Below are 9,891 nucleotides of genomic sequence, written 5' to 3' on the forward strand. Positions count from 1 at the left end.
AAACGCTCTATAGGTAGGCGGCATGGGCCGCTTCGAGGCGGCCTTGGGCCCGCAGGATCAACTCGCAGAACTCACGGGCGGCGCCTTCGCCGCCACGGGCCGTGGTGATGCCGTGGGCATGCTCGCGAACAAACGCCGCCGCATTGGCGACGGCCATGCCCAGGCCCACGCGGCGGATCACCGGCAAGTCGGGCAGGTCGTCGCCCAGATAGGCGACCTGCTCATAGCTTAGGTGGAGTTGGCCAAGAAGCTCGTCCAGTACCACCAGTTTATCCTCACGGCCCTGATACAGGTGAGGAATCCCCAGGTTTTGTGCGCGGCGTTCCACAACCGGCGTTTTTCGGCCGCTAATAATGGCAGTTTGCACTCCCGCTGCCATCAACATCTTGATGCCCTGGCCATCGAGGGTGTTGAACGTCTTGAATTCGCTGCCGTCTTCGAGGAAGTTCAGGCGGCCATCGGTCAGCACGCCGTCAACGTCGAAAATCGCCAGCTTGATGTGCTTGCCGCGTTGCAATAGGTCGCTGGTCATTTACATCACTCCTGCACGCAGCAAGTCGTGCATGTTCAGGGCGCCAATCGGGCGGTCATCGTTATTGACGACCACCAGCGCGCCGATCTTGTGGTCTTCCATGATCTTCAGCGCTTCGGCTGCAAGCATCTCGGGGCGTGCGGTCTTGCCATGGGGGGTCATCACCGCGTCGATGGTGGCGGTGTGGATGTCGATGGTGCGGTCCAGCGTGCGGCGCAAGTCGCCGTCGGTGAACACTCCGGCCAGGCGCCCGTCGGCTTCGAGGATCACGGTCATGCCCAGGCCTTTGCGGGTCATTTCCATCAGCGCATCCTTGAGCAGCGTGCCCCGTTGGACATGGGGTAGCTCATCGCCGGAGTGCATGACGTTTTCCACTTTCAGCAGCAGGCGACGGCCCAAGGCACCCCCTGGGTGGGAAAACGCGAAATCTTCAGCGGTAAAGCCACGGGCTTCCAGTAACGCCACGGCCAGCGCATCGCCCATGACCAGGGCGGCGGTGGTGGAAGACGTGGGGGCCAGGTTCAGGGGGCATGCCTCGTGGGTCACGTGAACGTTCAGGTTCACTTCGGCTGCCTTGGCCAGCGTCGATTCCGGGTTGCCGGTGATGCTGATCATCTTGATGCCCAGGCGCTTGATCAGCGGCAGCAGGGTCACGATTTCGTTGGTGGTGCCGGAATTGGACAGTGCCAGGATGATGTCATCCTTGGTGATCATGCCCATGTCACCATGGCTGGCTTCGGCCGGATGCACGAAGAAAGCGGTGGTTCCGGTGCTCGCCAGTGTCGCGGCGATCTTGTTGCCGACGTGGCCGGACTTGCCCATGCCTACCACGACAACGCGGCCCTTGCTGGCCAGAATCATCTCGCAGGCGCGTACGAAATCTGCATCGATATGGGCCAGTAAGCCTTCTACGGCTTCAAGCTCAAGGCGAATGGTGCGTTGTGCGGATTGGATAAGATCGCTGGATTGGCTCATGTCTGAAATCGTATAGCCTGACGAAAAGTCGGCGATTATAACGGTAATGAGCAATTCCCTCACGCAAGTTCGTCAGGCTTTATTCTGCGGGTGGCATGAGATTCCCTCTCAGTAACATAGCCAGCAACGTTTTTTCCCTGTCCCCAATCTGAACAAGCGCTTTTCCGGCCTTGGGCGCGTTGTACCAGCAGTGATATAGTTCGCCGCCAGTTCGGTTCACCCAGCCCATACGTCTATCTATATCGCGCAATCGTGCAAACGTTTGTCGCCAATACGGTGTCTGAGTGAGAAGCTGCATCCCAAGGAGTTTAGATGAGTGCCGATAACGCCTACGCGGTCGAGCTGAAGGGCCTTACCTTCAAGCGCGGGACGCGCAGCATCTTCAATAACGTCGATATTCGCATTCCCCGTGGCAAGGTCACGGGCATCATGGGGCCTTCCGGTTGCGGCAAGACCACCCTGTTGCGGCTGATGGGCATGCAACTGCGCCCCAATGCCGGCGAAGTGTGGGTCAATGGCCAGAACCTGCCGACGCTGTCGCGTAGCGAGCTGTTTGACGCACGCAAGCACATGGGTGTGCTGTTCCAGAGTGGTGCGCTGTTCACTGACCTGGATGTTTTCGAGAACGTGGCGTTTCCGCTGCGAGTGCATACCCAGCTGTCCGATGAAATGATTCGTGACATCGTGTTGCTGAAACTGCAGGCCGTGGGCCTCCGCGGTGCCATCGACCTGATGCCTGACGAGTTGTCCGGTGGCATGAAACGTCGTGTCGCCCTGGCGCGCGCCATCGCCCTTGACCCGCAGATCCTCATGTACGACGAGCCCTTCGTTGGCCAGGACCCGATCGCCATGGGCGTGCTGGTACGCCTGATCCGCCTGCTCAACGATGCGCTGGGGATCACCAGTATCGTGGTGTCCCACGACCTTGCAGAAACCGCGAGCATTGCCGACTACCTGTATGTCGTCGGCGATGGTCAGGTGCTGGGGCAGGGCACGCCTGAAGAGCTGATGAACGCTGACAACCCGCGTATCCGCCAATTCATGACCGGCGATCCTGATGGCCCGGTGCCTTTTCATTTTCCGGCAGCGGACTACCGCGCAGATCTTCTGGGGAAGCGCTGATGCGCAAGACATCACTTATCGAAAGGGTTCGCCTTTTCGGGCGCTCCGGCATCGACATCATCGAAGTGCTGGGGCGTTCGACCATTTTCCTGTTCCACGCCTTGCTGGGCCGCGGTGGCATCGGCGGCGGCTTTGGCTTGCTGATCAAGCAACTGCACTCCGTCGGCGTGATGTCCCTGGTGATCATCGTGGTCTCCGGGGTCTTTATCGGCATGGTGCTTGCGTTGCAGGGCTTCAACATCCTATCCAGCTACGGCTCGGAGCAGGCGGTCGGGCAGATGGTCGCCCTGACGCTGCTGCGCGAGCTGGGGCCGGTGGTGACTGCCTTGCTGTTCGCCGGGCGCGCCGGTTCCGCGCTGACCGCTGAAATCGGCAACATGAAGTCCACCGAGCAGTTGTCCAGCCTGGAAATGATCGGCGTGGACCCGCTCAAGTACATTGTTGCCCCGCGCCTGTGGGCCGGCTTCATTTCCCTGCCGCTGCTGGCGATGATTTTCAGTGTGGTGGGTATCTGGGGCGGTTCGTGGGTGGCGGTGGATTGGCTGGGGGTCTACGAAGGCTCCTACTGGGCCAATATGCAAAACAGCGTGACCTTCAGCGGCGACGTGCTCAACGGCATCATAAAGAGCATCGTCTTCGCCTTTGTCGTGACCTGGATCGCCGTATTCCAAGGCTATGACTGTGAGCCCACTTCAGAAGGGATCAGTCGTGCCACCACCAAGACCGTTGTGTACGCCTCGCTGGCGGTACTGGGCCTTGACTTCATTTTGACCGCCTTGATGTTTGGAGATTTCTGATGCAAAACCGCACTGTGGAAATCGGTGTCGGCCTTTTCTTGCTGGCTGGCATCCTGGCTTTACTGTTGCTCGCCCTGCGAGTCAGTGGCCTTTCGGCCAGCCCTACCGCCGATACTTATAAACTTTACGCGTACTTCGACAATATCGCCGGTTTGACTGTCAGAGCTAAGGTGACCATGGCCGGTGTGACTATCGGCAAGGTCACGGCAATCGATCTGGACCGCGACAGCTTCACCGGGCGAGTGACCATGCAACTGGACAAGAAGGTCGATAATCTGCCGACTGACTCCACTGCATCTATCCTCACTGCGGGTCTGCTGGGCGAGAAGTACATCGGTATCAGCGTGGGCGGGGAAACAGCCCTGCTCAAGGATGGCTCGACCATCCACGACACGCAGTCGTCGCTGGTACTTGAGGACCTGATCGGTAAATTCCTGCTCAATACGGTCAATAAAGACGCCAAATGAGGAACCTGTTCATGATCTCTACCTTGCGACGTGGCCTGCTGGTACTGCTTGCGGCGCTGCCGCTGATGGCTAACGCGGCAGGTTCTGCGCACGAACTGGTGCAGGACACCACCAGCAAAATGCTGGCTGACCTGACTGCCAATAAAGAGCAGTACAAGCAAGACCCGAGTAAGTTCTACGACGCGCTCAATACCATTGTCGGCCCTGTCGTCGATGCCGAAGGCATTTCGCGCAGCATCATGACGGTCAAGTACTCGCGCAAGGCCACACCTGCGCAGATGCAGACGTTCCAGGAAAACTTCAAGAAGGGTCTGTTCCAGTTCTATGGCAACGCCCTGCTGGAGTACAACAACCAGGGGATCACTGTCGATCCGGCCAAGGATGAGTCGGGTGACCGCACCAGCGTTGGCATGACCGTCAAAGGCAGCAACGGTGCGATCTACCCTGTGCAGTACACGCTGGAGAAGGTTAACGGTGAGTGGAAACTGCGCAACGTGATCATCAACGGTATCAACATTGGCAAGCTGTTCCGCGACCAGTTCGCTGACGCGATGCAGCGCAATGGCAACGACCTGGACAAGACCATCAATGGTTGGGCCGGTGAAGTGGCCAAGGCCAAGGAAGAAACCGATAAAGCAGCCGGGAAACCCGCGCAATGACCGAGTCGGCTGTTCGTATCGGCGAAGCCGGCGAGCTGTTCCTCAGCGGCGTGCTGGATTATCGCTCCGGGCCTGACCTGCGCAAGCAGGGCCAGGCGCTGATCAACGCGAGCACCGCGCCTGCGCTGGTGCTGGACTGCTCGGCGGTAACCAAGTCCAGCAGCGTCGGTTTATCGCTGCTGCTGTGCTTTATACGTGATGCCGAGGCGGCGAAAAAAACGGTCAGTATCCGTGCGCTGCCCGACGACATGCGTGAAATTGCCGAAGTTTCCGGTCTGACCGAACTGTTGGCGCATCCTTAATAAAGAAGCCCCCCGTCAGAGTCCTGCTATGCGGGGTTCGCAGGCGCGGGGCTTTTTTGTATGATGTGCGACCCGTGCGCACTGGGCGCCGATAGAGGTTGAGCATGCAGGCCCTAGAAGTTAAGAGCTTCCTTGAAGGAAAGCTGCCGGAAACGAAAGTAGAAGTTGAAGGCGAAGGCTGCAACTTCCAGCTGAACGTGATTAGCGATGAACTGGCGGCACTCAGCCCGGTCAAGCGTCAGCAGCAGATCTATGCCCATTTGAACCCGTGGATCACCGATGGCAGCATCCACGCGGTCACTATGAAATTTTTCAGCCGCGCGGCCTGGGCCGAGCGCACCTGAGCCCCCAAGGCGTCGAGATTCTTATGGATAAATTGATTATTACCGGCGGTGCCCGCCTTGATGGCGAGATTCGCATTTCCGGTGCGAAAAACTCTGCCTTGCCGATCCTGGCCGCGACCCTGCTGTGCGATGGCCCCGTAACCGTAGCCAACCTGCCGCACCTGCACGACATCACCACCATGATCGAGCTGTTTGGTCGCATGGGTATTGAGCCGGTAATCGACGAGAAGCTGTCCGTCGAAATCGACCCGCGCACCATCAAGACCCTGATCGCCCCGTACGAACTGGTGAAAACCATGCGTGCGTCGATCCTGGTGCTGGGCCCGATGGTTGCCCGTTTCGGCGAAGCCGAAGTCGCATTGCCTGGCGGTTGCGCCATTGGCTCGCGTCCGGTGGACCTGCACATCCGTGGCCTTGAAGCCATGGGCGCAACCATCGACGTCGAGGGTGGCTACATCAAGGCCAAGGCGCCGGAAGGCGGCCTGCGTGGCGCCAACTTCTTCTTTGATACCGTCAGTGTGACCGGTACCGAGAACATCATGATGGCCGCTGCCCTGGCCAACGGTCGCAGTGTGCTGCAAAACGCCGCTCGCGAGCCTGAAGTGGTCGACCTGGCCAACTTCCTGATCGCCATGGGGGCCAACATCACCGGCGCCGGCACCGACACCATCACCATCGACGGTGTGAAGCGCCTGCACCCTGCCACCTACAAAGTGATGCCGGACCGCATCGAGACCGGTACCTACCTGGTTGCTGCTGCCGTCACCGGTGGTCGCGTCAAGGTCAAGGACACCGATCCGACCATCCTGGAAGCGGTCTTGGAGAAACTGCGCGAAGCCGGTGCCGAAATCACCACCGGTGAAGACTGGATCGAGCTGAACATGCACGGCAAGCGGCCAAAAGCCGTCAACGTGCGTACTGCTCCGTACCCGGCGTTCCCAACCGACATGCAGGCGCAGTTCATCTCCTTGAACGCGATTGCCGAAGGCACGGGTGCAGTGATCGAGACCATCTTCGAAAACCGCTTCATGCACGTGTACGAACTGCACCGCATGGGCGCGAAGATCCAGGTCGAAGGCAACACGGCCATCGTTACCGGCACCGAGAAGCTCAAGGGCGCGCCAGTCATGGCCACCGACCTGCGCGCTTCGGCCAGCCTGGTGATCTCGGCGCTGATCGCCGAAGGAGACACCCTGATCGACCGCATCTACCACATCGACCGTGGTTACGAATGCATCGAAGAAAAACTGCAGATGCTCGGCGCGAAAATCCGCCGCGTACCGGGCTAGTCCCAGTAGCTGCGAAAACATCCACTGTGGCGAGCCCGCTCGCCACAGTAAGATGTTTTGCGGTTAACTGAGTTTGTCCCTGCTGAATACGATTTCAAGTCGAGGCTGTCATGGCCTCGATCTGTGTCTGGCGCCGTTTGCGACCGGACAGCAATAGCCTGATGAAGGACTGACATTTCCCATGTTGACCATCGCACTGTCCAAGGGCCGCATCCTTGACGACACCTTGCCGCTTCTGGCTGAAGCGGGCATCGTGCCGACCGAGAATCCGGACAAGAGCCGCAAGCTGATCATCCCTACGACCCAGGATGACGTTCGCCTTTTGATCGTACGGGCTACCGACGTGCCGACGTACGTTGAGCATGGCGCGGCCGACCTCGGTGTCGCCGGTAAGGACGTGCTGATGGAATACGGCGGCCAGGGCCTTTACGAGCCGCTGGACCTGCGCATTGCCCTGTGCAAGCTGATGACCGCCGGCCGTGTCGGTGATGTCGAGCCTAAAGGTCGCCTGCGCGTGGCCACCAAGTTCGTCAACGTCGCCAAGCGCTACTACGCCGAACAAGGCCGTCAGGTCGACATCATCAAGCTCTACGGCTCGATGGAGCTGGCACCGCTGATTGGCCTGGCCGACAAGATCATCGACGTAGTCGACACCGGCAACACCTTGCGTGCCAACGGCCTGGAGCCCCAGGATTTCATTGCCGACATCAGCTCCCGGCTGATCGTCAACAAGGCTTCCATGAAAATGCAGCACGCCCGTATCCAGGCGTTGATCGACACCCTGCGCAAGGCAGTGGAGTCTCGACACCGCGGTTGACTCACCCGCGTAGCTTAAAAGCTGCGCCCGTCTATCCGCCTCATAGCCAGAATTCTCAGGTGCCCAAGCGGAGCGAACGGTAGTTTAGGGCGCCTGAGTTTTTGCCAATTCTATTGAGGCCCTCGCTATGACCACGTCCACTGCAATTGCCCGACTCAACGCTGCCGACCCGGATTTCGCCCATCATCTGGATCATCTGCTGAGCTGGGAAAGCGTGTCCGACGACTCGGTCAACCAGCGGGTGCTCGACATCATCAAGGCCGTGCGCGAGCGCGGTGATGCAGCGCTGGTGGATTTCACCCGCCAGTTCGATGGCCTGGACGTCAAGTCCATGGCTGACCTGATCCTGCCTCGCGAACGCCTGGAGCTGGCCCTGACGCGCATCACCGCGCCGCAGCGCGAAGCCCTCGAAGTCGCTGCGACCCGAGTGCGCAGCTACCACGAAAAACAGAAGCAGGACTCCTGGAGCTACACCGAAGCCGATGGCACCGTGCTGGGCCAGAAGGTCACGCCACTGGACCGCGCCGGTTTGTACGTGCCAGGCGGTAAAGCCTCGTACCCGTCGTCGGTGCTGATGAACGCGATCCCGGCCAAGGTGGCGGGCGTGACCGAAGTGGTCATGGTGGTGCCGACCCCGCGTGGTGAAATCAACGAGCTGGTACTGGCAGCGGCTTGCATCGCCGGCGTCGACCGCGTGTTCACCATCGGCGGCGCCCAGGCTGTCGCGGCCCTGGCCTATGGCACCGAAAGCGTACCGAAGGTCGACAAAGTGGTCGGCCCCGGCAACATCTACGTCGCCACCGCCAAGCGCCATGTGTTTGGCCAGGTCGGTATCGACATGATCGCCGGGCCTTCGGAAATCCTCGTGGTGTGTGACGGCCAGACTGACCCGGACTGGATCGCCATGGACCTGTTCTCCCAGGCTGAGCACGACGAAGATGCCCAGGCGATCCTGGTCAGTCCCGATGCCGAGTTCCTCGACAAGGTTGCGGCCAGCATCAATAAGCTGCTGCCGACCATGGACCGCGCCGACATTATCGAGAAGTCGATCAATGGCCGTGGTGCGCTGATCCTGGTGCGTGACATGGAGCAGGCCATCGAAGTGGCCAACCGTATCGCACCGGAACACCTGGAGCTGTCCGTGGCCGACCCACAAGCCTGGCTGCCGTCGATTCGCCATGCGGGTGCGATCTTCATGGGCCGCCACACCAGCGAAGCCCTGGGTGACTACTGCGCGGGTCCCAACCACGTATTGCCGACCTCCGGCACCGCGCGCTTCTCGTCGCCGCTGGGGGTGTATGACTTCCAGAAGCGTTCGTCGATCATCTTCTGCTCGCCACAAGGTGCTTCCGAGTTGGGCAAGACCGCTTCGGTGCTGGCCCGTGGTGAATCCCTGAGCGCCCACGCCCGCAGCGCTGAATACCGCATCCTTGACGACAAGAAAGGTAATTGAGATGAGCAAATTCTGGAGCCCCTTCGTCAAGGACCTCGTGCCTTACGTACCCGGTGAGCAGCCGAAGCTGACCAAGCTGGTCAAGCTCAACACCAATGAAAACCCCTATGGCCCATCGCCCAAGGCGCTGGCGGCCATGCAGGCCGAGTTGAACGACAACCTGCGCCTGTACCCGGACCCCAACAGCGACCTGCTCAAGCAGGCCGTGGCCAAGTACTACGGGGTCGACGCCGGCAAAGTGTTCCTCGGCAACGGTTCCGATGAAGTCCTTGCGCACATCTTCCACGGCCTGTTCCAGCACGACTTGCCGCTGCTGTTCCCGGATATCAGCTACAGCTTCTATCCGGTGTACTGCGGCCTCTATGGCATCAAGTCCGACCCGGTGCCGCTGGATGAGCAGTTCCAGATTCGCGTTGCGGACTACGCCAAGCCCAACGGCGGGATCATCTTCCCCAACCCGAACGCGCCGACTGGCTGTGTGCTGGCGCTGGAGGCGGTGGAGCAGATCCTCAAGGCCAGCCCGGATTCGGTGGTGGTGGTTGATGAAGCCTATATCGACTTTGGTGGCGAAACGGCGATCAGCCTGGTCGACCGTTACCCGAATCTGCTGGTGACCCAGACCCTGTCCAAATCGCGCTCACTGGCCGGTTTGCGCGTGGGCCTGGCGGTGGGGCACCCGGACCTGATCGAGGCACTGGAGCGGGTCAAGAACAGCTTCAACTCCTACCCGCTCGATCGCCTGGCGATCGTTGGCGCGGCGGCGGCGTTCGAGGACCGTGAGTATTTCGAGAAGACTTGCCAGTTGGTGATCGACAGCCGTAACAAGCTAGTCGCGCAATTGGAAGGCAAAGGCTTTGAAGTATTGCCATCGGCTGCGAATTTCATCTTCGCCCGCCACCCTCAGCACGACGCAGCGGGCCTGGCGGCCAAGCTGCGTGAGCAAGGGGTTATCGTGCGGCACTTCAAGCAGGAGAGGATTGCCCAGTTCCTGCGGATCAGCATCGGTACGCCGGAACAGAACCAGGCGCTGATTGATGGCTTGGGTGAGCTCTAAGCCACACTGAAGATGTAAAAATGTGGGAGGGGGCTTGCCCCCGATAGCAGTGTGTCAGTCGCTACATGTGTGACTGATAC

The 9,891-nt window shown here is 60.0% G+C and carries 12 protein-coding genes; 10 read left to right on the forward strand and 2 right to left on the reverse strand.

All coding sequences use genetic code 11. The features are described 5' to 3' along the window. Positions 1-7 precede the first annotated feature (7 nt). Complete coding sequence (locus ACODSV_RS17795) at positions 8-532, reverse strand: KdsC family phosphatase (RefSeq protein WP_150095242.1); 525 nt, start codon at positions 530-532, stop codon at positions 8-10. Continuing rightward, positions 533-1,507, reverse strand: a complete 975-nt coding sequence (locus ACODSV_RS17800) for a KpsF/GutQ family sugar-phosphate isomerase (RefSeq protein ID WP_024073473.1) — start codon at positions 1,505-1,507, stop codon at positions 533-535. Positions 1,508-1,819: 312 nt separating this feature from the next. Here ACODSV_RS17800 and ACODSV_RS17805 point away from each other — a divergent pair, with 312 nt between their 5' ends. The 10 genes from ACODSV_RS17805 (at position 1,820) to hisC (ending at position 9,811) form a co-directional block, all read left to right on the forward strand. Next, on the forward strand, positions 1,820-2,629 hold the full coding sequence (locus ACODSV_RS17805) for an ATP-binding cassette domain-containing protein (protein WP_024073474.1): 810 nt from the start codon (positions 1,820-1,822) through the stop codon (positions 2,627-2,629). Then, positions 2,629-3,426: a lipid asymmetry maintenance ABC transporter permease subunit MlaE gene (mlaE, locus tag ACODSV_RS17810; RefSeq protein ID WP_024073475.1), complete on the forward strand. Its 798-nt coding sequence runs from the start codon at positions 2,629-2,631 to the stop codon at positions 3,424-3,426. Before ACODSV_RS17805 ends, mlaE begins: the two co-directional genes overlap by 1 nt. Beyond that, positions 3,426-3,893: an outer membrane lipid asymmetry maintenance protein MlaD gene (gene mlaD / locus ACODSV_RS17815; protein WP_017845975.1), complete on the forward strand. Its 468-nt coding sequence runs from the start codon at positions 3,426-3,428 to the stop codon at positions 3,891-3,893. Before mlaE ends, mlaD begins: the two co-directional genes overlap by 1 nt. A gap of 11 nt (positions 3,894-3,904) precedes the next feature. After that, a complete protein-coding gene (locus ACODSV_RS17820; RefSeq protein WP_041161099.1) occupies positions 3,905-4,552 on the forward strand; it encodes an MlaC/ttg2D family ABC transporter substrate-binding protein in 648 nt (215 codons plus the stop codon). Beyond that, positions 4,549-4,854, forward strand: a complete 306-nt coding sequence (locus ACODSV_RS17825) for an STAS domain-containing protein (RefSeq protein ID WP_102625286.1) — start codon at positions 4,549-4,551, stop codon at positions 4,852-4,854. Before ACODSV_RS17820 ends, ACODSV_RS17825 begins: the two co-directional genes overlap by 4 nt. Positions 4,855-4,958: 104 nt before the next feature. Further along, positions 4,959-5,198 carry a BolA family protein gene (locus ACODSV_RS17830; RefSeq protein WP_024073478.1) on the forward strand — a complete coding sequence of 80 codons (240 nt, stop codon included), beginning with the start codon at positions 4,959-4,961 and terminating at the stop codon, positions 5,196-5,198. A 23-nt stretch (positions 5,199-5,221) separates the two neighbouring features. Continuing rightward, positions 5,222-6,487, forward strand: coding sequence for a UDP-N-acetylglucosamine 1-carboxyvinyltransferase (murA, locus tag ACODSV_RS17835; protein ID WP_024073479.1), 1,266 nt, complete (start codon positions 5,222-5,224; stop codon positions 6,485-6,487). 181 nt (positions 6,488-6,668) lie between these two features. Beyond that, positions 6,669-7,304, forward strand: coding sequence for an ATP phosphoribosyltransferase (hisG, locus tag ACODSV_RS17840; protein WP_003188599.1), 636 nt, complete (start codon positions 6,669-6,671; stop codon positions 7,302-7,304). Positions 7,305-7,431: 127 nt separating this feature from the next. Continuing rightward, entirely contained in the window at positions 7,432-8,757 is a 1,326-nt protein-coding gene (gene hisD, locus ACODSV_RS17845; RefSeq protein WP_024073480.1) for a histidinol dehydrogenase, read from the forward strand. Position 8,758: 1 nt separating this feature from the next. After that, the gene (gene hisC / locus ACODSV_RS17850; protein ID WP_024073481.1) at positions 8,759-9,811 is read left to right on the forward strand and encodes a histidinol-phosphate transaminase; all 1,053 of its coding nucleotides are present in this window, start codon (positions 8,759-8,761) and stop codon (positions 9,809-9,811) included. The last annotated feature ends 80 nt before the right edge of the window (positions 9,812-9,891 follow it).

The sequence above is a fragment of the Pseudomonas sp. FG86 genome (assembly GCF_057808775.1).